Source organism: Candidatus Viadribacter manganicus, from assembly GCF_001679665.1.
Classification (GTDB): Bacteria; Pseudomonadota; Alphaproteobacteria; order Caulobacterales; family Aquidulcibacteraceae; genus Vitreimonas; species Vitreimonas manganica.
The window spans coordinates 217,320-238,705 of sequence record NZ_CP013244.1 but is presented as its reverse complement, the minus strand read 5'-3'; the positions used below and the strand labels follow the sequence as shown (position 1 = coordinate 238,705).

Here is a 21,386-nt window from a genome sequence, read left to right as displayed (position 1 = left end):
CATGTCGGGCGGTGACGGAGTCGCCGCCACAACCCCGGCCAGCCAACCAGCGGCGGGCGCGGGCGCACCACCACGCAAAAACTATCTCCGCCAGTTCGAGCTGGTGGAACGCATGCGCGGGTATGATCCATCGGTTGATGAGAACCTGATCAACCGCGCTTACGTGTATGCGACTGCCAAGCACGGGAGCCAGAAGCGCCACTCTGGCGATCCATACTTCGCCCACCCGATTCAGGTTGCCGGTATCCTTACCGAATACAAGCTGGATGCCGCGACGATTGTGGCGGGGCTCTTGCACGACACGATCGAAGATACAGACGCGACGCGCGACGAAATTCAGAAACTGTTCGGCGAGCAGATTGCCGATCTCGTAGAGGGCGTAACCAAGCTTTCGAAGCTTGAAATTCAGAGCGAAGAAAACAAGCAGGCGCAGAACCTGCAAAAATTCATCCTTGCGATGTCGCGAGACGTGCGCGTTTTGATCGTGAAGCTGGCGGACCGTCTGCATAACATGCGTACGCTCAGCCACATTCCCAAGCCCGAAAAACGCCGGCGCATCGCGCTTGAGACGCTTGAGATTTATGGTCCTCTCGCGCGCCGCATCGGGATGGAAAAGATGGCGCGCGAGCTTGAAGGGCTCGCTTTCCACGAAGCGTTTACAGATATGGAAGCGACGATCAACGCCCGTCTTGCGCAACTGCGCGTGGAAAAGGGCGCCAACGTCGCGATCATCGTGCAGACGGTGATGGAAGTCTTCGAATTCGCCGGCATCAACGCGCGCGTGTACGGTCGTGAAAAGCAGGCTTACTCGATCTGGCGCAAGCTTCGCCGCAAAAGCATCGAGTTTTCGGATCTCGCAGACGTCTATGCGTTCCGTGTGATCGTGAACAACCCCGATGATTGCTATCGCGCTTTGGGTCTGGTGCACCAAACATGGCGCTGCGTCCCCGATCAGTTGGAAGATTTCATCTCGAACCCCAAGCCGAACGGCTATCGCTCGATCCACACCACGGTCATTGGTCCTGGCAACGTGCGCGTTGAAATCCAGATTCGTACCGAAGACATGGACCAGATCGCCGAAAACGGCGTTGCGGCGCACTGGCGTTACAAAAACGAATCCTACGGTTTTGACGAAGAGACCGCAGCGAATGCGGGATTGGATGCACGCGAAGCGACGCGCTCGTTGCTTGAAATTGCAGAGCACGGCGGCGAAGCCGGCGAGTTTCTCGAGCATGCAAAGCTCGAGATGTACTCGGATCACGTATTTGCCTTCACGCCGAAGGGTGCGCTGATCCCGTTGCCGCAAGGCGCAACGCCGCTCGATTTTGCTTACGCTGTGCACTCTGGCGTCGGTGATCGTTGTACGGGCGCGCGCATCAATGGTGCTGAAAAGCCGCTGCGGACGGTGCTGCGCAACGGCGACGTCGTCGAAATTCTCACCGGCGACCGGGTGGCGCCAGTGCCGGGTTATGAAGCGCTGACGAAGACCGGCCGTGCGAAAGCGGCGCAACGCCGGCTCGATAAACACGCCAAGCGCGATGAATTTGAGCGCCTTGGACGTGAGTTGATCGCTCACGCGCTCCACCGTTACGGTCATGAACTCGCTGAAACAGCTCTGCAGAAGGCCGCCGAAACGCTGGGCAAACCTGACGAAGAAGAATTGTTCGTGGCCGTTGGCGAAGGTTCGATTAAGGCGAGCGCCGTTGCAGTTGCGGCTTTCCCGGGACTGAAAGATCGTGTCCGCAAGGACGAGGGCCGTCGACCGATGGAGCTTGAGAAAGCCAAGCTCTATGTAAGGGGCGGCGATCTCACGCCGGGTGTTGCGCTTCACTTCGCTGAATGTTGCACGCCTATTCCCGGTGACCGCATTATCGGGGTGCACACGCCGGGCAAGGGCATCGTCATTCACACGATCGACTGCGAAACGTTGGCCTCGCTGGAGGATAGCGGCGGCGAGTGGATCGATTTGGCCTGGACGCCTACGGCGCTGAACAAGACGCTGGCCGTAGGCCGTATTGTCGCGACGGTGGAGAACAAGCGCGGCGTCTTGGCAGAGTTGTGCGGAATCATCGCCGAGAACGAGGGCGATATTCTCAATCTCAGGCTCGCCAAGCGCACCGTTGATTTCTTCGACATGATTTTCGACATCGAAGTCGCGGACGCCCGCCATCTCGTAAACATTCTCGCCGCCATGCGGGCGAGCAAATCCGTGAAAGAGGCGGATCGGGTGAAGGGTTAGCCGTTTTCGATGGCCCCGACGGATGCTACATCGCCGCCATGAATCACGATCAAGTTCTCGACGAATTCCGCGCCGCCGGCGCTTTGCTGGAGGGGCATTTCATCCTCTCTTCAGGACTTCATTCGCCAGTATTCTTTCAAAAGAATGCGGTGTTCATGGACCCAGATCGCACTGAACGCCTCTGCAGGGCGCTTGCGGAAAAGGCGCAAGCGGCTTTTGGCAAGATCGACGTTGTGGTGTCGCCCGCCGTTGGCGCGATCATTCCAGGCTACGAGACGGCGCGCCATCTCAAAGCGCGTGCGATGTTCGTTGAACGCGAGGGCGGTGTGTTCCAGCTCCGCCGCGGTTTTGAAATTAAGGCGGGCGAGCGCGTGCTCATGGTGGAGGATGTTGTCACCACCGGCCTCTCATCGCGCGAATGTCTCGACTCCATACGCGGCCATGCAGGCGAACTCGTAGGCGCGGCCTGTTTGATCGATCGGTCAGGCGGCAAAGCCGACATCGGCGCTAAGTTGGTTTCGCTCGCGAGCGTAAGTGCACCGGCTTATCCCGCCGATAAGCTTCCCCCTGAACTGGCGGCGCTTCCCGCCATCAAACCCGGCAGCCGCGGTCTAGCTGCATGAGCACGCGCGTGCGGCTTGGCGTGAACATCGATCACGTCGCGACCATCCGAAATGCGCGAGGTGTCTCTTACCCCGATCCTGCGCGTGCGGCCGTTGTCGCGCTCGAAGCGGGGGCCGATGGCATTACCGCGCACTTGCGCGAGGATCGGCGGCATATTTCGGACGCTGATATCGAGACTCTCGCGGCTATGTTGCGCGATCGCGAGCGGCCGCTGAATCTTGAGATGGCGGTGACATCTGAGATGTTGGCGATTGCGTTGCGCCATCGCCCGCATGCGGTTTGCCTAGTGCCCGAACGTCGTGAAGAACGAACCACAGAAGGCGGGCTCGATGTGGCTGCGGGCCATAACTGGATCGCGCCGTTCGTTGAGAAGCTCAGCGCCAATGGAAGCCGCGTGTCGCTTTTCATCGGTGCGGATCCGGCGCAGATCGAAGCTGCGAGCCGCACTGGCGCGGCCGTCGTTGAACTGCACACGGGCGCTTATTGCGATGCCGCGCGCGATGGGCATGAGGATGAGGCGCGGCGAGTTCTCGCGGCGCTTAGCGCGGCCGCGCGCCAGGCCGCTTCGCTTGGTCTTGAAGTGCACGCCGGTCACGGCATCGATTACGGTACGGTCTCCGCTATCGCGGCTATTCCGGAAGTCGCGGAACTTAACATCGGTCACTTCTTGATCGGTGAGGCGATCTTTACTGGCCTGGGGCCAGCGATCAGTGAGATGCGCCGGCTCATCGACGCAGCGCGCGTCGATCTTCAAAGGGCCGCGCCATGATCATCGGAATCGGTTCGGACATCATCGATATCCGGCGCGTGGAAAAGACGCTCAGCCGGTTCGGAGAGCGGTTCACAAACCGCATCTACACCGAGAAGGAACGCGCACGGGCCGAGCGGCGACCCGAGCAACGGGCTGCCACCTACGCCAAGCGGTTTGCAGCCAAGGAAGCGACGTCCAAGGCGCTCGGCACCGGGATTAGAAGGGGTGTTTTCTGGCGGGACATGGGGGTTGCGAACCTTCCCAGCGGCCAGCCAACCATGGTTCTGACCGGTGGGGCGGCGCGACGCTTGGAACAATTGACCCCTCCAGGCCACGTCGCGCACATCCACGTAAGCCTTACGGACGACTATCCGCTGGCTGTCGGTTTCGTCATCATTTCGGCGGAGTTGGCGCCGATTCAGCCCGGACCCGGAGAATGATCCGCTCCGGTGGGGAAAAGCATGGCCGCGGAGGGTGCGGTCCAGTCACTACGACCATGGCGGCCGAAGGGTCATTAGCGAGAAACGCATGAGCATGACGACGACCAGTTCTTCGACGGCCGCGATGGATGTCTTCTGGGATAACGTGAAGACGATCCTCTACGCGCTGGCGCTTGCCATGGTGCTGCGTTTCACCATCGCTCAGCCGTTTCGTATTCCATCCGGCTCGATGCAACCGACGCTCGAAGTCGGCGACTATATCGTCGTGACCAAGTGGTCTTACGGATACGGCCGTTTCTCTTTTGCTCCGCTTGAAGGTTTGTTGCCGCACGGACGGCTGTTCGGCAGTGAACCGCAACGCGGCGATGTTGTTGTGTTCCGCCCGCAACCCGAGCCGGATCGCGACTTCATCAAGCGCGTGATCGGTCTTCCCGGAGATCGTATCCAGATGATCAACGGCGTGCTGACGATCAACGGCGAGTCGGTGCAACGCGAGTCGCTTGGTGAGCGTCCATTCGAGAATGAGCATGGCATCATCGAACACATTCAAACCTACCGCGAAACATTGCCGAATGGCGTCAGCTACATCGCTTTCGACCGCGGCTCGATGGAACTCGACAACACCCGTGTCTTTGAAGTGCCAGAGGGTCACTACTTTATGATGGGTGACGATCGCGACAACTCCGCTGACAGTCGCGTGCCGTCTGTTGTGGGGTTCGTCCCGTACGACAATCTCGTCGGGCCAGCGCAATTCGTGGTGGTCTCGTTCAACAACTCGACGTCGATCTTCCGTCCGTGGACGTTATTCACGGGCTTCCGCGGTGATCGCTTCTTGAAATCAGTCAATTGAGGCGCGGCCCATGAAAGGGCCGGCTGCTGACCATGAGGCCAAGCTCACCGCGCTCGAAGAGCGGATTGGCTACGCTTTTAAGAATCGCAGTCTCGTGCGCGAAGCCCTCACGCACGGCAGCGCCCACGAGGGGCAAAAGCGCAGACGTGACTATGATCGGCTCGAATTCTTAGGCGATCGGGTGCTTGGTCTTTGCGTGGCTGAGCGGCTGCTGGCCGATCATCAAAGCGACCAAGAAGGCGAACTCGCGCCCCGCTTTAACGCGCTTGTGAACCGGCATGCATGCGCTCGCGCCGCGCGGGCGGCTGGCTTGGGTGACGCGCTTGTGCTTTCACCGGCGGAAGATGCTCATGGCGGCCGGCAGAAGGAAGCCATTCTGGGCGACATCTGCGAATCCGTGATCGCCGCACTGTACCTAGATGGAGGGCTGGAAACCGCCCGGAGTTTCATCCACCGCTTTTGGGGCGCCTCGTTTGTCGATGCCAAGGGTGCTCAACGCGATGCTAAGACAGCGTTGCAGGAATGGGCGGCGGCAAAGAAGAAGCACTTGCGCTATGTAGAGGTCGCCCAATCTGGGCCTGAGCACGCACCGCACTTTGTTATTGAGGCACATGTGGAAGGGTTTGAACCGATCCGAGGGGAAGGTAGCTCAAAGCGCCAAGCACAGCGCGTTGCGGCGGAAGCCTTCTTGAAAGCACGAGGCGCCCGTGACTGAGCAACGGTGCGCCGTGGTGGCGGTGTTGGGTGCGCCGAACGCGGGCAAATCTACGCTCGTGAACACACTTGTCGGCTCCAAGGTCGCGGCGGTGACTCAAAAGGTGCAAACAACGCGTGCGCTCGTGCGCGGCATCGCGATGCGCGACGAAGTCCAACTGGTTCTGATCGACACGCCCGGCGTGTTTGCGCCAAAGCGTCGCTTGGACCGCGCCATGGTGGCGGCAGCCTGGAGTGCGCTTGAAGGCGCCGACGCTATCGTTCACGTCGTGGATGCCGCGGCTCATGCATCCGGTGAAAAGGGCGCAGATGCGCATGCCGTTTCAGACACGGCCTCGATTGCCGCCAAGTTGAAGCAGATGGAGCTTGCTTCGATCCTCGTGCTCAACAAGGTCGATGCGGTGGCGCGGCCGCAATTGCTCGAAATCACGACGAAGCTCGTCGAAGCGGGGCTTTATACGGACGTCTTCATGATCGCTGCACGCAAAGGCGATGGCGTCGACGATATCGCGCGAACGTTGGCTGAGCGCGCGCCCGAGGGGCCATGGCTTTTCCCCGAAGACCAGACAATGGACGCGCCGGAGCGTGTTCTGGCCGCGGAGATCACGCGGGAGAAAGCCTTTCTCCGGCTCCATGAAGAATTGCCCTATGAACTCATGGTCGAAACCGAGACCTGGGAAGAGCGTAAGGACGGCTCTGCGAAGATCGAGCAGACGATTTTCGTGTCGCGAGAAAGCCAGCGCAAAATCGCGATCGGCGCCAAGGGCGCGACGATTAAGACGATCGGCGAACTGGCGCGCAAGGAAATGGAAGAAGCGTTTGGGCGGCGCATCCATCTGTTCTTGCACGTGAAGGTCGATGAAAACTGGACTGAGCAGCGCGCGCTCTACAAGCGGCTCGGTCTTGATTTTGAAGCCTGATGGAATGGGTCGATGACGCCATCGTGCTGGGCGCGCGTCCGCTCGGCGAGGGCAAGCTTGTAGCGGAGGTATTCTCCCGCGAGCATGGCCGCTACGGCGGTGTCGTGCATGCGGCGCGCAAATCGCAGCCGATCTTGCAGGCCGGCAATCTGGTGCACGTCGGCTGGAAAGCGCGGCTTTCCGAGCAACTTGGTTTTTTCAGTCCGCTGGAGCTTGTAGAGCCCCACGCGACGCGCTTGCTTGATGACCCAATCGCACTCACGGGTTTGTCTTCCGCTGTGACACTCATCCGCGCCGCAACGCCCGAGCGGCAGGCCTATCCTCAACTCTACGACGCGGTGATGGTGCTGATTGAGGCCATGCCGCACACGGACGTTTGGCCCGCGCTCTACACACGCTTTGAATTGGGTTTACTCTCAGCGATGGGTTACGGGCTCGATCTCACGCGTTGCGCTGTGACGGGTGAAACCGGGGGCTTGGCGTGGGTTAGTCCGAGAACCGGGCGTGCGGCGACGGCCGAGGCAGGCGCTCCGCATGCTGATGTGCTCTTGCGTCTGGCGCCGTTCTTGGTTGATCCGGAGGCGGAACTAAAGTCAGGCGACGTTGCTGACGCCTTTGCCTTGGCCGGATATTTCCTCGAGCGTCGCGTATTTGATCAAAGAGGCGAGGGAATGCCGGATGCGCGCCGCCGGCTGATAGAGCGTTTAGGTTTTGCAGGACGACTCTGATTTAAGCGTGCAAGAAACTGCGTGATCGTTTCGGAGAGCCAAGAATGGCTGACGACATTACCCGTTCGCCGGAAGAGGGCGGGCGTATCGTAGATGAGCCGATCGGCGAGGCGCTGGCCAAGCGCTATCTCGCCTATGCGCTCTCCACGATTACGAGCCGTGCGCTGCCTGACGTGCGCGATGGCCTCAAGCCCGTGCATCGCCGCGTTCTTTACGCGATGAAGCGATTGAACCTCACCGCTGATGCTGCGTTCCGTAAGAGCGCAAAGGTCGTGGGCGATGTGATGGGTGACTATCACCCGCACGGCGACCAATCGATCTATGATGCGCTCGTGCGTCTCGCGCAGGACTTTAACTCGCGCTACCCGTTGATCGACGGTCAAGGAAACTTCGGCAACATCGACGGCGATAGCCCCGCAGCGATGCGTTACACCGAAAGCCGGATGACAAGGGCCGCCGAGGCCTTGCTCGAAGGCATCGATGAAGATGCCGTTGATTTTCGCCCCAGCTATGATGGCTCTAAGGAAGAGCCCGCCGTCCTTCCGGCTGCATTTCCGAATCTGTTGGCGAACGGTTCTTCGGGGATCGCCGTCGGCATGGCGACGAGCATTCCGCCGCACAATCTCGCCGAACTCATCGACGGTTGCTTGCTGCTGATCGAGAACGCGAAGGCGAGCACTGCAGAGCTGTTGAAGGTCATTCCTGGACCTGACTTCCCCACTGGCGGCATCGTGGTTGAGGCGCCGGAATCGATTCACGAGGCCTATGAAACGGGCCGTGGCAGTTTCCGCGTACGGGCGCGTTGGCAAACCGAAGATCTCGGTCGCGGCATGTGGCGCATCGTCGTTACCGAAATTCCTCACCTCGTCCAGAAGTCTAAACTGGTCGAAGCGCTTGCGGCGGTCATTGAAAACAAGAAGGCGCCGTTACTTGCTGATGTGCGCGATGAGAGCGCCGAAGATATTCGCCTTGTGCTCGAACCCAAGTCTCGGACGGTTGAGCCCGAAATACTCATGGAGAGCCTATTCAAGCTGACAGCGCTTGAAAGCCGCATCTCACTCAATATGAACGTTTTGGACGCGCAGGGCGCGCCGCGCGTGATGAGCCTGAAGGACGTTCTGCGGGCATTTTTGGATCACCGCCGCGATGTGTTGCAGCGACGCACATCTTTCCGGCTGGAGAAAATCGCGCAGCGCTTGGACGTCTTGGCCGGCCTTTTGATCGTCTATCTCAATTTGGATGAGGTGATCCGTATCATCCGCAACGAGGACGATCCGAAGGCGAAACTCATTCAACGCTTCAAGCTAAACGAAACCCAAGCCGAAGCTATCCTCAACACCCGCCTGCGCCAGTTGCGCAAGTTGGAAGAGATGGAAATCCGCCGCGAGGACGCTGCGCTGCGCGCCGAGCAGGCGGAGTTGCAAGGCTTGCTTGAAGATACGCGCAAGCAATGGCGCAAGATCGCGGGCGAGTTGAAGGAAACACGCAAGCTTTTCGGTCCGGGGACGCCGTTCGGCAAGCGCCGCACTGAATTGGGCGAAGCGGCGGCCGTCTCCGCGGACGTGGATATCGAGGCGTTTGTCGCGCGCGAGCCGGTGACAGTGGTGCTCTCGGAGAAAGGCTGGATCAGAGCGCTCAGAGGCCACGTCGCCGACATGAGCGAGATCAAATACAAAGAAGGCGATGGCCCTGAGCACATCGTGCAGTGCCAAACCACCGACAAGCTCTTGTTGTTCGCATCCGATGGTCGTGCGTTTACGCTTGATGCCCACAAGCTTCCGGGCGGTCGCGGACACGGCGAGCCGGTTCGCTTGACTGTCGACATGGCCGACATCGATCAAGCTGTTGCGCTCTTCGTTTATGAAGAGGGTTCAAAGCGTCTGGTTGCGAGCCAGGAGGGCTATGGGTTTGTTGTGCCTGAGAGCGAGATGCTGGCGACGAAGCGTTCGGGTAAACAGGTGCTCAACGGGCGCGCGATGCAGGCGGCGAAGGTGATCGGCGATCAGGTTGCCGTCATCGGTGAGCGCAAGAAGCTTTTGATCTTCGCGCTCAGCGAAGTGCCGGAGATGAACCGCGGCAAGGGCGTCAAGCTGCAGAGCTACCACGATCGTGGCCTTGCCGACGTGAAGGTGTTCGATAAGGCCGAGGGGCTCACGTGGGAGGATGGCGCAGGGCGCGTCCGTCAGGTCGCCGAGTGGAAGGACTTCCGCGGCAAGCGCGGCGGCGCCGGCAAGGTCGCGCCGAAGGGCTTCTCGCGCTCTGGCCGCTTCAGCGACGTGATTGGATAGCGTTACCAACAAGCATCCGCTACATAGAGGCTGTTCGTCCGGGAAAGGGTCTCCATGACTTTGATTATTGTCCTGATCGTTATCGTCGTTTTGGCGGTACTGCTCATTGGCATCTATAACCGCCTCGTCGCGCTTCGGCAGAACTGCAATCAAGCGTTCGCGGATGTCGATGTGCAGCTGAAGCAACGCCATGATCTCATCCCGAATCTCGTCGAGACCGTGAAGGGCTACGCGGCGCATGAAGCGGGCACGCTTGAAGCGGTGATCCAGGCGCGAAATTCAGCGGTGAGCGCAGAGCGTACAGGCGACCCCAAAGCGATGGGCGCGGCGGAAGGCATTCTGGGTCAAGCGCTCGGTCGCCTCATTGCGCTCTCAGAAGCTTATCCGGACCTCAAGGCCAACGCGAACTTCCAGCAACTCCAAGCCGAGCTCACGGATATTGAGAACAAGCTCGCTGCTGCGCGCCGGTTCTTCAACAACGCTGTTGGTGAATACAACACCGCCCGCGAACAGTTTCCCGCCGTCGTTTTCGCCGGAATGTTTGGTTTCGGTCCGCGCGAGTTCTTCGACGTTGGCGAAGAGAGCCGCGCATCCATGGATGCGGCGCCTCCGCAGGTTAAGTTCAATTAGGCCTGAAGCGTGGGCGCTTACGGCCTCCAAACGCATATCTGGAACAACAACTGGAAGACCGTGCTTCTTATGGCCGGTTTTCCAGTTCTCTTGTTGTTGCTGACGTACGCGTTATTTCTGCTCTTCGCCGGCTTGACGGGCACGTACTACGGCAACGATCCGATGACCGGCTATTTTATGTGGGCCGGAGACGCACTCGCGCAGGCGTGGCCGTACGCAATCGCCGGTGCAATTCTCTGGTTCGGGATTGCGTACGCTTTTTATCAAAACATCATTGATGCAGCGACGGGCGCACGCAAAGTCGAGCGGATTGCCGAACCGAAGCTCTACAATTTGCTTGAGAACCTCTGCATCTCACGCGGGCTGACAATGCCTGCGCTGCGGATCATGGAGACGGACGCGCTCAACGCATTCGCGACCGGCCTGCATAAGGGAAACTATTGCATCACCGTCACACGCGGATTGATGAACACGCTGAACGATGAAGAGCTGGAAGCGGTGTTGGCGCATGAGTTGACCCACATCCGCAATGCCGACGTGCGCTTGCTGATCATCGCGGTGATTTTCGTCGGGATATTCTCGTTTGTCGGCGAGATAACATTTCGGAGCTTGCGCTGGGGTGTCCCCAGCGGTGGTGGTTCGTCGCGGCGGTCGAGCGGCAGCAGTCGTGACAGTGGCGGCGGCGCCATCATTGCCATCGTGGTGGCGCTCGCGATCATTGCAATCGCTTATGCGCTGGCGATCGTGATCCGGTTCGCGCTTTCGCGGCGGCGGGAGTACTTGGCTGACGCTGGCGCCGTCGAACTCACCAAGAACCCAGACGCGATGATTACGGCGCTGCAGAAGATCTCTGGAAATTCGGTCGTGGAAAGTGCGCCGTCCGAAGTGCGAGAAATGTTTATTGAGAATCCGCACTCGGATTTCGCGAGCTTGTTTGCTACTCACCCGCCCATCGCGAAGCGAATTGAAGCGCTATCCAAGTTTGCGGGCGGCCGCGTCCCGGCGCCTCAAGCGCAGATCCCACAGGCGCCGTCACCGCGTGATCCAAGTAAGCGGGGACCTTGGGGGTGAGGCCGTTGTTGCGCCGATTTCTGATTGGCGCGGTGATCTGCGCAGCGATTGGCGTACTTGGCGTCGGCTGGATCGCAACCGCGTTTCTTTTCAGTCCTTGTCAATATGACCTCACGCACGAGCGTGTCTCCCCGAGCGAACGTTATGTCGCGGAGGTGTACGGTGCGACGTGCGGGATGGGTTCTTATCGCAGTGTCGTAACACTGCGCGACCGTTCGGCTCTTGCCCTGCAAAGCGTCGATGGCGCACCTGCCGGAACTGTCGTCGCCAATGACTTCACGCTCTCCGACCGTGGGGCTGACCTGGTCTGGGAAGGGGAGTCAAAGTTGGTGTTACGCTATGTTGGCGCGCGCCCGCCCGTCCTCGATCGGAGCGAATGGGGCGGCGTGCGTATTGAGACACAGCATGCAGAATCGCCGCGCTAAAAAAGAGGGCGCGACCCGAAAGTCGCGCCCAGGCTATGGAGTCTGTGAGCGTCGGATCAGGCTTGGCTGGTCCAATAGGCAACGAAGTCACGGATGACGACGTAGCCTTGCTCCATGAAGTCGCGTGCTTCGGGGGAGTAAACCCAGGCGAAGGCGCCAACGAGGATAACAATCGCGAGCGTTGCCAGGCCGTCGGTTGCGCCACCGGTGCGGCGGCCGCTTAGCGTTGCGTAGGACGTCCGTTGCAGCGCGCTGAAAGGCGAGGAGATTGCGGCGTAAGCGATGGCGAGGACGACGAGCACCAGCCAAGTCGGCACGTCGCCTGGCGGTGTCCAGCCCATGACCGAGCCGCTGCTCAGTAATGAAAAGAACGCGATCAGAAACGCAATCAGCAACGCGGCGGTGAGGATCGAGAAGACGAAGGCAAACAGCCCAGCGAACATGCGTTCGACATAGCCGACAGGTTGAGCGGGCGCCGCCGCGGCTTGAGCTGCGCCCGCAGCCCATCCGGCATCCCAATGGCGCTCTTGGCGACGCCACGACCTACGCCAACGCCGTTCCTCACGACGCCAGCTGCGCGCGCTGGATTCGGCGAAGCGGTTTGCCTCGTGGCGCGCGCGATCGATGACCTCCTGTGCGTTGAACGGGGCTCCATGCGCTGCAGCGAGCTCTTCACTCGTTGAGGCAACCGGCACTGCGAAGATCATCACCAGGTACACCAAACAAGTGAAGCCGCCGGTGAAGAGACCGCTCACGATCCAGAAGATGCGAACCCACGCGACGTCGATGCCTGCATAGGCGGCCATGCCGGCGCTGACGCCTGTCCATGCGCCGTTATCGTAGATCCGATAGAGTCGGCGTGCTGGACGATAGGGTTCGTGGTTCGGCGCCGCGCCACTTTGGCTTTGTTGCGCGCCGGCCTCAGCCTCGCCTTCAACGGGGCCCATCTCTTCCAAGATGCGCGTCATCTCAGCCGCTGAGACAACTGTTTTTCCCGGTGAGAGGCGTGCGGCGCATTTATCACCGATGGCCTGCTCGAGATCGCGGACGATCTCTGCTTTGTCGGGATTTGCTCCCAGCGCAGCTTCAGCGCGCGTCATGTAGGAGCGCAATGCATCGTATGCCGGCTCTTCCAGCTGGTACGAGTTGCCGTTCAAATTGATCGTAACGACGCGTTCCATGGTCCTCTATCGCCCCAAAGATTCGAGAGTGGAGGTGAGATGTCGCCAATAGGCCGCCAGCTCGCCGAGGCGGCCCGAGCCTTTGTCGGTGAGTTGGTAGTATTTCCGTGGCGGCCCCTGGCCGCTCTCGACCCACTGATAATCGACGAACTCCTCGCGCCGGAGCTTTGAGAGGAGGGGGTAGAGCGTGCCTTCTTGCGTCGCGAATGGTGTTGGCGCGAGCGCCTCCAGAATGTCGCCGACATAGGCGCTGGTTCGCCCAGACACGAAGGTCAGGATCGCGAACTCCAAGAGGCCCTTCCGGAGCCCTGCGAATTGTTCATCGGCGACTGGCATTAAGCTACCTTGTTATCGCAAGGTATGCGTTTCTAGCAAGGTTGTCAAGAATGATCAGCCCGGAAGGTTAGTCCTTGGTAGGGGTGGGCTCCTCGGGCGCGGCAGATTTGCCGTTGGCGCCGTCGATCCCGAGCCATGCGAAGTAGGTCTCTAAACAAGCGCGCTGCTTGGGTGGCATGTATTCGAAGTTGCGACCGCGATCCGTGATTTCCCAGAAATCTTTGTTCGCCACATTTTCAAGTTGGCGTCGGACCAACTGCAGCCGATCCAGTGGTTCGGCGCGCATGTCGTCTGCAATCGCCCGAGCGCGTTCTTCCTGCTCAGTGAGGATGTAGTAGGCGGCAAGTTTCACCTGCGCCTTGCGCACCCCCATGAGTGCTTTGTCAGTTCCGCGCACGAAGGGCGGTCGATCGAGTTCAAGGAACTCGTGCAGGATCTCCTTTTCAGCCGTCGATCCAACTTGGTTCGAAAGTTGCGCCAGCGTCGACATGTCGTGAGCTACCGTCTCGGTGACGAAGTGCAGGTCCATGTCAAAGGCGACGAGGCCGTAATATTTTATGTGCCTCACGCAATCGAGCGCAGCCTCGTGGTGGCCGTCCATGAGCATGAACTCGCCGAGCTTCCGGTACTGGTTTAGTACATTGTAGGTCGTGCGCACGTCTCGGGCGTTGAGCGTTGCGCGGATATATGAGTTCATGAAGCGGAAGACGAGTTGGACGAGTTCTTCGTCTTGTGCTTTGGCTGCGGCTTCACCGATGTAGCGTGTGTCGATGGCGATCAAGTAGTTGATGTCACGCATCGCCCCAAGAGATTCGTTGTAGATGCTGAGGTACTGACGCAGCACCTTCCATTCTACCCAAGTGTGCCGCGCTTCGAGGTCGCGCAGCGACTCTGGGTCCATAGCGACGAAATCTGGCGTGAGACGTATTCCGTCCCCAACTGTGAACCAGATGTGTGCGGCGTCTGGTTTGACGCGAATGTACTCAATCGCCATGTCACGCAACGCATCGACCGCGGCGCTCGCGATAATTTTGTCTTTTCCGGAAATTGAGTTGCTCGTGATGTCGGTCAGTTCTTCGAGGGCTTCGATGATCTGAACTTGCGATTCCGAAGAGAGGCGTTCGTCTACGAGAAGGGCGCCGCGGCCGGCGACTTCAAGCGCCTGCTTGCGAATGCGAGCAATAAGGTTTTGCGGTTCTAGAAACCAAAACACGTAAGCGAAGTACGGCACCATCAAAACGATGCCGCCTGTCGTGAGCGAGAGCGCCAGCATCACCGTGATCGGCGGGATGTAATCGGGCTGCAGCGAGGCTGATAGCCAAAGGCTGAGCACGCATGTCACCACATAATAGCCGGCGACCATCATGTTCGTGCGATCGCGCAGAAAGAGACCGGCGACGCCGGTGTAGCGATCAGCAGTCAACTGAACGATGATGCTGCAAACGGTGATGACGATACCGAAGACGGCGGCGTTGATCCCGGTAAGCGCAGAGACGGGGTTATTTACGCTAGGCGGATCAAACGAGAAGAAGCCGACGAACGGGTTTGCGCCTGCATCACCCTTGCCCGCAATGACCGCATGGATCGTGAAATCGACGATGTAGAAGAGCCAGAAGACGCCAACTGCCGAGCAAGCCAGAATGGCCGCCCGCATCGCGAACATCCGGAAGGCTTCCTTTCCGTCGCCGTTGTGCATTGAAGTCCCGCCACCCCGGATACTGAGTCCGTCTACGGCAGTCTAACAGGTCTGTTACTTTCGCAAGCCGCCTCAAACGCGGATCGCGAACCAATCCGCGCGTCAGCCGAATTTCTCGCCAGTTATAGGCTAGAGATCGTGATCCACGGGCAGGGGCGGCGCCTCGCGAAGCAGCGTAATAGCGATCCGGCGATTTCCTGGCAGTGTCGGGTCGTCGGCGAACAAGGGCTCACTGTCGGCTCGTCCCGCGACTTCATAGATGCGATCTGCCGGAATGCCCTCTGCCTGGAGAATGCGGCGTGCTTCGCTGGCGCGCGCTGCGGAAAGCTCGAAGTTCGAGGCGTAGCGCCGTCCAGGCGCCGCACCGTCAGTGTGGCCGGAAATGGTGATGCGATTGGGTAATTGCGCGATGGCCGTAGATACTGCTGCAAGGAGGCGTCTCGCGCGATCGTTGGGCTGGGCGTCGCCAGGATTGAACATTGAGCGCCCTTCCTGATCGACAATCTGGATGCGCAGACCTTCCGGGGTCTGTTCAATGATGACGTTGCGCGAGAGTTCGGCCACATCCGGCATGTCTTGCATAGCCTGCCGGATCGCGACTTCGGCACGGGAGAACTCAGCAGTCTCCCGCAGCGTGCGTGCACGTGAAAGGCTGTCTTGGTTCGGGTTGTTCTCGCCGCCCGAGCCGGTGCTTTGCTCGGCCTCGTTCTGGGCATCCGCGTTGGATGTGTATTGGGGCTCTGACGCGGCGGCGACGGGGGCTGAGTGCCCGTGGCGCACGCCTTCTTCTGCGAAGCTGGTGCCTTCCAGCAGGCCGCCCGCGCCGGATGCAACGCGGCTTACGCTCGCTGGCGCGAAAAACTCGGCAATACCCCTTCGCTGTTCAGGGCTTGTCGTGTTGATCAGCCACATCAGCAGGAAGAACGCCATCATGGCGGTCACAAAGTCGGCGTAGGCAACCTTCCAGGCGCCGCCGTGGTGACCACCACCGACGACTTTCTTGACCTTCTTGATAACAATAGGGCGTTGATTGGTCGCAGAAGCCATGATCCGTCCATTTGGCGGAGAGGGCGCACCATTGGCCGAACAGCGTTAAGATCGTGTTGATCTCAAAACGGAGTGACAGTGACGAGCGAGCTCGAAAAAGCCTACCGGAACGCCATGGGCGCCTTCACGACTGGCGTCACGGTGGTGACGGCTCAGGGAGCGAACGGGGCGCTGTCTGGCATGACCGTAAACTCGCTGACCTCCGTTTCGCTGACGCCGCGCCTACTGTTGTGGTGTCTCGGCGATCGCTCGGCGCGATATGCCGAGTTTGCTGAGGCTGACGAGTGGGGCGTGAGTGTGCTGCGTGCGGGTGCTGAGGCCAGCGCCCGCCGATATTCGCGTGCGGCGACGCAGGACGTTGCCGCAGATGCGGCCGAAATGCTCGCCGGTGTGAGCGTGCTGCGCGAGGGGCTAGCGCAGTTAGCTTGCCGCACCCACGATAAGATCAAGGTGGGTGATCATCTGATCATCATTGGCGAGGTGCGGGACGTTCGCGTCCGGCCGGGCGCCGGCATGACATTCTTTCGCGGTGGCTACGGCGAAGTTGCTAGCCCCGCAGATAGACTTGGGAGCAGCGACTGATGGCGAAGACCGCATTCATTGGGCTGGGTGTTATGGGTGGGCCGATGGCCGGCCACCTTGCGCGCGCCGGTCATGATGTTGCGGTCTACAATCGCACCGAAGCGAAGGCCCGTGACTGGGCGCAGAAGCATAAGGGCCGCACATACACTTCGGTCGCCAAGGCGGCTGAAGGTGTCGACATCGTGTTCTCATGCGTGGGCAATGATCGCGACTTGCGAGAAGTTTTCGACGCTGCAGCGTCTACGATGCGCAAGGGTGCGATCTTTGTTGATCACACGACCGCCTCTGCGGAAATCGCACGTGAACTGGCGGCCAAGGCCGAGGAGTTAGGTCTGGGCTTTCTGGACGCCCCAGTTTCGGGCGGACAGGCGGGCGCCGAGGCAGGCAGGCTTACGGTGATGGCCGGTGGCGATCCACCATCGTTTGCGGAAGCGCAGCCGATTATGTCGGCCTACGCTGCGAACATGACCCTGATTGGTCCTGCCGGTTCGGGGCAGTTGGCGAAGATGGTCAACCAAATCTGTATTGCCGGCGTTCTGCAGGGGCTCGCCGAAGCGCTGCATTTCGGCAAGCGCGCTGATCTCGACATCGAGAAGGTTATTGCCGCGATATCCAAGGGCGCAGCGCAAAGTTGGCAGATGGAAAATCGCTGGAAGACGATGGACGAAGGCCGTTTCGATTTCGGCTTCGCCGTCGATTGGATGCGGAAGGATCTTGGCCTTGTGCTCGATGAAGCGGAGCGCAACGGCAGCAAGCTTGAGTTAACCAAGCTGGTCGATGCGTACTACGCAGACGTACAAGCGATGGGTGGTAAACGCTGGGACACCTCAAGTTTGATCGCAAGGCTCGAGCGGCCGCGCAGCTGACATGTAGCTGACGCTACGGCGTGGGGTTCAATCTCCCTTAATCGCATTCCGTTATGGTGCGCGCTTCGCTGGGGGCGGAGCGCTTGATGCAACTGAAGAACTGGACCGTCCTGGTGGTCGAACCGAACAAGTTCGAAGGCCAGATTATTCTCGATCTGCTTCGCAATGCGGGCGTCGAGAAGGTCAAGGTCGTCACCGATCAAGCGGCAGCGTTGGAGATCCTTGAGGTCTATAACGCCAACGTCGTGATCGCTTCCTTCGAGATGCAGCCGCTTGATGGCGCCGGTTGGACGCGTGCGTATCGGCGCAATCACAAGCTTCCAGGCCGTAAGCAAGCCATCTTCATTACGTCCGGCGCATTCTCGTTGGCGATGGCTGAAGAGTGCCGTCACGCAGGCGCCAATGCTCTGATCGGGAAACCAATCTCGGCGAAAGTTCTTACTGCGACTGTGACTAAGGTGCTCAGCAAGCCGCGTGAATTTATTGACGCTGCAGGTTACGTCGGCCCGTGCCGTCGCGCGGGCATCGTGACGGCGGGCGCTCCGAAGAAGCGACGCAAGGCAGATAATTCAAATACGCTAGTCGATCCGAAGACGGTGCAGACTGTCGTCGAGGCGCTCGTCGCCGCCGCTGCGGCTTATGCTGTGGATGCCAATAAGCTGGAAGGTTGTGAGCACGCCTTACGGCAGGTTCAAGCTTATGCCGTGAACGCCGGCGATGGACCGCTCATGCGCGCCTGCGCGGCGTTTGCGCTGCAGCTTTCATCAGCAAAGGGTTTGCGTCCGGAAGCGGTGCGCGCCTCGCTCGAAGTCTGCGTCAACGGCGTCGTGAAGTTGGTGTCGCTGGGCGCCGACCAAGGCGTTCGCCGCGAAGAGATCGCTGAAGGCGTTCGCCAAGCAGTCGGCAAAGCCTCCATGCAGCGGGCAGCCTAGGCGCCAAGCAACGCGGCTGCTTTGGGCGCAAAATAGGTGACCACCCCATCTGCGCCTGCGCGTTTGAAAGCACTCAGGCTTTCTATGATCGCGCGCTCCTCATCGAGCCAGCCGTTTGCACTGGCTGCCTTGATCATGGCGTACTCACCACTGACCTGGAACGCGTACGTGGGCAGGCCGAACTCGGCCTTAACGCGCGCCACTATGTCGAGATAAGGCATGCCGGGTTTTACCAGCAGCAGATCCGCGCCTTCTGCGATGTCTAGCGCAACTTCTCGCAGGGCCTCGTCGGTATTGGCGTAGTCCATCTGGTAGGTGCGCTTGTCGCCGGGATTTGCGTTCGCGCCGCTCCCCAGTTTTCCCGATCCGATCGCCTCGCGATACGGGCCGTAAAACGCCGACGCGTACTTTGCGGCGTAGGACATGATGAGCGTGTCTTGATGGCCGGCGGCGTCAAGGCCGGCGCGTATGGCGCCCACGCGTCCATCCATCATGTCTGAGGGGGCAACGATGTCCGCGCCGGCGCGTGTTTGGACGATGGCTTGTTCGACGAGCACTTTCACCGTCTCGTCATTGACGATCGCGCCATTTTCCAGAAGGCCATCGTGTCCGTGATCGGTGAATGGATCGAGCGCAACGTCGACCATGATGCCGACGTCGGGGGCAGCGTCCTTCATGGCGCGGACGGCCTGGCAGACGAGGCCGTCAGGGTTTAGCGCTTCCTTGCCGTGCGCATTCTTCTTGCGTGTATCGATGTGCGGGAAGATTGCGATCGCGGGAATTCCCAACGTTGCCGCGCGCTTTGCCGCGCCGGCCGCAGCGCGGACGGACAACCGAGCCGTCCCAGGCATGGCGCTAACCGGGACTTCGTCTTCTGCGCCGTCGTGAACGACGAGGGCCCAGATCAGATCGCCAGGGCCGAGCTGCGTTTCTCGAGTGAGGCTTCGGATCCAATTGTTTTGGCGCAATCGGCGCGGCCGCGAAGCCGGGTAACGTCCAGAATATGTTGTCATGCGAACCGTTCGCAACTGAGGCACTTACATGTGCGTTAGCGCCTCAGTTACCCTGTCCGCCTGAAACATCCTATAAGTCTCATGCGCGCGCCCCGAGCGCGGCGAAGGATTGAACCGTGAGAAAAGAGGACAAACAGGTCTTCGAAGGCGCCGTCGCAACCATCCGCGATGAGGGCCGCTATCGCGTGTTCGCAGATATCATGCGCGAACGCGGTCGCTTCCCGCATGCAACTATCCGGCGCGATGACGGCACGACCGCCGATATCGTCGTGTGGTGCTCCAACGATTATCTCGGTCAGGGCCAAAGTCCCGAGGTCATCGATGCGGCGCATGCGGCGCTCGATAAGGTCGGCGCTGGTGCAGGCGGGACGCGAAACATCTCCGGCACCACCAGCTATCACGTAGACCTCGAGCAAGAGCTTGCCTCGCTCCACGGTAAGGAAGGCGCGTTGCTGTTTACGTCGGGCTACGTCTCGAACGACGCCACGCTCTCAACGCTCGCGAAGCTCTTCCCGAACCTTTGGATCTTTTCGGACGCTCAGAACCACGCCTCGATGATCGAGGGGATTAAGCGTGCAAAATGCGAGTGCAGGGTTTTCCGTCACAACGATATCCAGCACCTTGAGGCGTTGATGAATGAGGCGCCGGCAGATGCGCCCAAGCTGATCGCCTTTGAGAGTGTGTACTCAATGGATGGCGATACCGCGCCGATCGAAGCGATTTGCGATCTCGCCGAAGCTTACGGCGCGATGACGTATCTGGACGAAGTGCATGGTGTTGGCCTTTACGGGCCGACGGGCGGCGGTGTCGCTGAACGTGACGGCGTCATGCATCGCGTGGACTTCATTGAAGGCACGCTCGCAAAGGCCTTCGGCACGATGGGCGGTTATGTCACCGGTCCGGCCGCGGCGATTGACGCCATTAGGTCAACCGCCTCGGGCTTCATTTTCACGACGTCTTTGGCGCCGTCGGTTGCCGCCGCAGCGCTTGAAAGTGTCCGCATCGTGCGCGAATGCCCGCATTTGCGCGATCGCCTGCAGGATCGAGCCGAGCGCTTGAAGGCGTTGCTTCGTGACGCTGGATTGCCGGTGATGTCGGAAAGCACGACCCACATTGTGCCCGTCTTGGTCGGCGATGCTGCGCGCTGCAAGAAGATCTCCGACATCCTCCTTGAGGAACACGGCATCTATGTGCAGCCGATCAACTATCCGACGGTGCCGCGCGGGACTGAGCGTCTCCGCATTACGCCGAGCCCGTTCCATGACGATGAACTGATGGATCGCCTTGTCGCGTCGCTCAAAGCCGTATGGGCGATGTGCCCGGTGCATCTGACCGCGTGAGCGCGCAAGAGCGCGACGTCATTTTCGAAATCACCCGCATCGGGGACGTTCAACGCGTCGCTGCCGTTGATGTCGCCAGCGGCATTGAGGTGGTGGTGCAGGCGCCCGCGAACGCTGCTCTCGTCGACGTTCGGAATCTGGCGCTCCGCAAGCTGCAGAGGGCGCTCAAAGGCGGGGATGACGCGGCGGGTGGCGAAGGCGGCGATGGCCGTCCAGGCAAGCTTGTTTAGCCGTCCTTGCGACGAACGCCTTTGCCTAGACCTATCTTCTTGGCGAACTCCGAGCGCCGAGCCGCGTAGGCCGGGGCAACCATCGGATAGTCGGCGGGCAGTCCCCAGCGCTTGCGGTAATCGTCGGGCGACATGTTGTAAGTAGAGCGCAAGTAACGCTTGAGCATTTTCAGCTTTTTGCCGTCTTCCAGGCAGATAATGTAATCGTGCTGCACGGACTTGTTGATCGCCGCTGCAGGCTTGGGGCGCTCGGCGCTCTGAGCCGCCCCGGCGCCATTGAGGCCTGCCAATGTGCGATGAACCGAGCGAATAAGGTCGGTCAGCTCTTCTTGAGACACTTTGTTGTTGGCCACAAAAGCGGCAACGATGTCTGTAGTCATGCGCATCGCGTCACCCTTTCCGGTGACATCGAGCTCATCTTCATCGCGCATAGACCAGCCTTTTCTGAACGAATACAAAGGGCTTCTTGGCGTATAAGCGCCA

Annotated in this window: 23 protein-coding genes; 17 read left to right on the top strand and 6 right to left on the bottom strand. The window is 60.1% G+C overall.

Going from position 1 to position 21,386, the window contains the following annotated elements:
- Nucleotide 1: 1 nt before the first annotated feature.
- From ATE48_RS01275 to ATE48_RS01220, 12 genes are all read left to right on the top strand, one after another.
- Nucleotides 2-2,239, top strand: coding sequence for a RelA/SpoT family protein (locus ATE48_RS01275; RefSeq protein WP_066767071.1), 2,238 nt, complete (start codon nt 2-4; stop codon nt 2,237-2,239).
- Between the two features lie 38 nt (nt 2,240-2,277).
- Nucleotides 2,278-2,862, top strand: coding sequence for an orotate phosphoribosyltransferase (pyrE, locus tag ATE48_RS01270; protein WP_066767067.1), 585 nt, complete (start codon nt 2,278-2,280; stop codon nt 2,860-2,862).
- Nucleotides 2,859-3,632: a pyridoxine 5'-phosphate synthase gene (locus ATE48_RS01265; RefSeq protein ID WP_066767065.1), complete on the top strand. Its 774-nt coding sequence runs from the start codon at nt 2,859-2,861 to the stop codon at nt 3,630-3,632. The genes pyrE and ATE48_RS01265 overlap by 4 nt, the downstream gene beginning before the upstream one ends.
- The gene (gene acpS / locus ATE48_RS01260) at nt 3,629-4,054 is read left to right on the top strand and encodes a holo-ACP synthase (RefSeq protein ID WP_066767064.1); all 426 of its coding nucleotides are present in this window, start codon (nt 3,629-3,631) and stop codon (nt 4,052-4,054) included. Before ATE48_RS01265 ends, acpS begins: the two co-directional genes overlap by 4 nt.
- An 88-nt stretch (nt 4,055-4,142) precedes the next feature.
- The gene (gene lepB, locus ATE48_RS01255; protein WP_066767063.1) at nt 4,143-4,904 is read left to right on the top strand and encodes a signal peptidase I; all 762 of its coding nucleotides are present in this window, start codon (nt 4,143-4,145) and stop codon (nt 4,902-4,904) included.
- 10 nt (nt 4,905-4,914) lie between these two features.
- Nucleotides 4,915-5,619, top strand: a complete 705-nt coding sequence (rnc, locus tag ATE48_RS01250; RefSeq protein ID WP_066767061.1) for a ribonuclease III — start codon at nt 4,915-4,917, stop codon at nt 5,617-5,619.
- The gene (gene era / locus ATE48_RS01245; protein ID WP_066767059.1) at nt 5,612-6,538 is read left to right on the top strand and encodes a GTPase Era; all 927 of its coding nucleotides are present in this window, start codon (nt 5,612-5,614) and stop codon (nt 6,536-6,538) included. Before rnc ends, era begins: the two co-directional genes overlap by 8 nt.
- A complete protein-coding gene (gene recO, locus ATE48_RS01240; protein ID WP_066767057.1) occupies nt 6,538-7,266 on the top strand; it encodes a DNA repair protein RecO in 729 nt (242 codons plus the stop codon). Before era ends, recO begins: the two co-directional genes overlap by 1 nt.
- A 44-nt stretch (nt 7,267-7,310) precedes the next feature.
- Complete coding sequence (gene parC / locus ATE48_RS01235) at nt 7,311-9,554, top strand: DNA topoisomerase IV subunit A (protein WP_066767055.1); 2,244 nt, start codon at nt 7,311-7,313, stop codon at nt 9,552-9,554.
- A 54-nt stretch (nt 9,555-9,608) separates the two neighbouring features.
- Nucleotides 9,609-10,184: a LemA family protein gene (locus ATE48_RS01230; protein ID WP_066767054.1), complete on the top strand. Its 576-nt coding sequence runs from the start codon at nt 9,609-9,611 to the stop codon at nt 10,182-10,184.
- A 9-nt stretch (nt 10,185-10,193) separates the two neighbouring features.
- Nucleotides 10,194-11,255: a M48 family metallopeptidase gene (locus ATE48_RS01225; RefSeq protein WP_066767053.1), complete on the top strand. Its 1,062-nt coding sequence runs from the start codon at nt 10,194-10,196 to the stop codon at nt 11,253-11,255.
- 8 nt (nt 11,256-11,263) lie between these two features.
- A complete protein-coding gene (locus ATE48_RS01220; protein WP_156767544.1) occupies nt 11,264-11,680 on the top strand; it encodes a hypothetical protein in 417 nt (138 codons plus the stop codon).
- A gap of 56 nt (nt 11,681-11,736) precedes the next feature.
- Here the strand turns inward: ATE48_RS01220 and ATE48_RS01215 are convergent, their stop codons facing one another.
- The 4 genes from ATE48_RS01215 to ATE48_RS01200 form a co-directional block, all read right to left on the bottom strand.
- Nucleotides 11,737-12,861, bottom strand: coding sequence for a PspC domain-containing protein (locus tag ATE48_RS01215; protein ID WP_066767050.1), 1,125 nt, complete (start codon nt 12,859-12,861; stop codon nt 11,737-11,739).
- Nucleotides 12,862-12,867: 6 nt separating this feature from the next.
- Nucleotides 12,868-13,197 carry a PadR family transcriptional regulator gene (locus ATE48_RS01210; protein WP_066767048.1) on the bottom strand — a complete coding sequence of 110 codons (330 nt, stop codon included), beginning with the start codon at nt 13,195-13,197 and terminating at the stop codon, nt 12,868-12,870.
- Between the two features lie 67 nt (nt 13,198-13,264).
- Nucleotides 13,265-14,893, bottom strand: a complete 1,629-nt coding sequence (locus tag ATE48_RS01205) for a DUF2254 family protein (RefSeq protein WP_066767047.1) — start codon at nt 14,891-14,893, stop codon at nt 13,265-13,267.
- A 129-nt stretch (nt 14,894-15,022) separates the two neighbouring features.
- Entirely contained in the window at nt 15,023-15,940 is a 918-nt protein-coding gene (locus ATE48_RS01200; protein ID WP_066767045.1) for a flagellar motor protein MotB, read from the bottom strand.
- Between the two features lie 78 nt (nt 15,941-16,018).
- On the opposite strand from ATE48_RS01200, the gene ATE48_RS01195 reads away from it, so the two are divergent.
- The 3 genes from ATE48_RS01195 (at nt 16,019) to ATE48_RS01185 (ending at nt 18,320) form a co-directional block, all read left to right on the top strand.
- Complete coding sequence (locus ATE48_RS01195) at nt 16,019-16,522, top strand: flavin reductase family protein (protein ID WP_083197097.1); 504 nt, start codon at nt 16,019-16,021, stop codon at nt 16,520-16,522.
- Entirely contained in the window at nt 16,522-17,388 is an 867-nt protein-coding gene (locus ATE48_RS01190; RefSeq protein ID WP_066767043.1) for an NAD(P)-dependent oxidoreductase, read from the top strand. Before ATE48_RS01195 ends, ATE48_RS01190 begins: the two co-directional genes overlap by 1 nt.
- 86 nt (nt 17,389-17,474) lie before the next feature.
- Entirely contained in the window at nt 17,475-18,320 is an 846-nt protein-coding gene (locus tag ATE48_RS01185) for a response regulator (RefSeq protein WP_228126729.1), read from the top strand.
- Here ATE48_RS01185 and hemB read toward each other — a convergent pair.
- Nucleotides 18,317-19,333 (bottom strand): porphobilinogen synthase, encoded by a 1,017-nt coding sequence (gene hemB / locus ATE48_RS01180; protein WP_066767040.1) that lies wholly within the window; start codon nt 19,331-19,333, stop codon nt 18,317-18,319. The two genes, ATE48_RS01185 and hemB, sit on opposite strands and share 4 nt — an antisense overlap.
- A 116-nt stretch (nt 19,334-19,449) precedes the next feature.
- Here hemB and hemA point away from each other — a divergent pair, with 116 nt between their 5' ends.
- A complete protein-coding gene (hemA, locus tag ATE48_RS01175; RefSeq protein ID WP_066767038.1) occupies nt 19,450-20,673 on the top strand; it encodes a 5-aminolevulinate synthase in 1,224 nt (407 codons plus the stop codon).
- Nucleotides 20,670-20,903, top strand: coding sequence for a DUF6898 family protein (locus ATE48_RS01170; protein ID WP_228126728.1), 234 nt, complete (start codon nt 20,670-20,672; stop codon nt 20,901-20,903). The genes hemA and ATE48_RS01170 overlap by 4 nt, the downstream gene beginning before the upstream one ends.
- Here ATE48_RS01170 and ATE48_RS01165 read toward each other — a convergent pair.
- Nucleotides 20,900-21,334, bottom strand: a complete 435-nt coding sequence (locus ATE48_RS01165) for a Ros/MucR family transcriptional regulator (RefSeq protein WP_066767033.1) — start codon at nt 21,332-21,334, stop codon at nt 20,900-20,902. The two genes, ATE48_RS01170 and ATE48_RS01165, sit on opposite strands and share 4 nt — an antisense overlap.
- Between the last annotated feature and the right edge of the window lie 52 nt (nt 21,335-21,386).

What these genes read in the sequence shown, in the direction of transcription:
- ATE48_RS01275 (WP_066767071.1), top strand. Translation starts at nt 2, where the DNA reads ATGTCGGGCGGTGACGGAGTCGCCGCCACAACCCCGGCCAGCCAACCA.
- pyrE (WP_066767067.1), top strand. Translation starts at nt 2,278, where the DNA reads ATGAATCACGATCAAGTTCTCGACGAATTCCGCGCCGCCGGCGCTTTG.
- ATE48_RS01265 (WP_066767065.1), top strand. Translation starts at nt 2,859, where the DNA reads ATGAGCACGCGCGTGCGGCTTGGCGTGAACATCGATCACGTCGCGACC.
- acpS (WP_066767064.1), top strand. Translation starts at nt 3,629, where the DNA reads ATGATCATCGGAATCGGTTCGGACATCATCGATATCCGGCGCGTGGAA.
- lepB (WP_066767063.1), top strand. Translation starts at nt 4,143, where the DNA reads ATGAGCATGACGACGACCAGTTCTTCGACGGCCGCGATGGATGTCTTC.
- rnc (WP_066767061.1), top strand. Translation starts at nt 4,915, where the DNA reads ATGAAAGGGCCGGCTGCTGACCATGAGGCCAAGCTCACCGCGCTCGAA.
- recO (WP_066767057.1), top strand. Translation starts at nt 6,538, where the DNA reads ATGGAATGGGTCGATGACGCCATCGTGCTGGGCGCGCGTCCGCTCGGC.
- parC (WP_066767055.1), top strand. Translation starts at nt 7,311, where the DNA reads ATGGCTGACGACATTACCCGTTCGCCGGAAGAGGGCGGGCGTATCGTA.
- ATE48_RS01230 (WP_066767054.1), top strand. Translation starts at nt 9,609, where the DNA reads ATGACTTTGATTATTGTCCTGATCGTTATCGTCGTTTTGGCGGTACTG.
- ATE48_RS01215 (WP_066767050.1), bottom strand. Translation starts at nt 12,861, where the DNA reads ATGGAACGCGTCGTTACGATCAATTTGAACGGCAACTCGTACCAGCTG.
- ATE48_RS01210 (WP_066767048.1), bottom strand. Translation starts at nt 13,197, where the DNA reads ATGCCAGTCGCCGATGAACAATTCGCAGGGCTCCGGAAGGGCCTCTTG.
- ATE48_RS01205 (WP_066767047.1), bottom strand. Translation starts at nt 14,893, where the DNA reads ATGCACAACGGCGACGGAAAGGAAGCCTTCCGGATGTTCGCGATGCGG.
- ATE48_RS01200 (WP_066767045.1), bottom strand. Translation starts at nt 15,940, where the DNA reads ATGGCTTCTGCGACCAATCAACGCCCTATTGTTATCAAGAAGGTCAAG.
- ATE48_RS01190 (WP_066767043.1), top strand. Translation starts at nt 16,522, where the DNA reads ATGGCGAAGACCGCATTCATTGGGCTGGGTGTTATGGGTGGGCCGATG.
- ATE48_RS01185 (WP_228126729.1), top strand. Translation starts at nt 17,475, where the DNA reads ATGCAACTGAAGAACTGGACCGTCCTGGTGGTCGAACCGAACAAGTTC.
- hemB (WP_066767040.1), bottom strand. Translation starts at nt 19,333, where the DNA reads ATGACAACATATTCTGGACGTTACCCGGCTTCGCGGCCGCGCCGATTG.
- ATE48_RS01165 (WP_066767033.1), bottom strand. Translation starts at nt 21,334, where the DNA reads ATGCGCGATGAAGATGAGCTCGATGTCACCGGAAAGGGTGACGCGATG.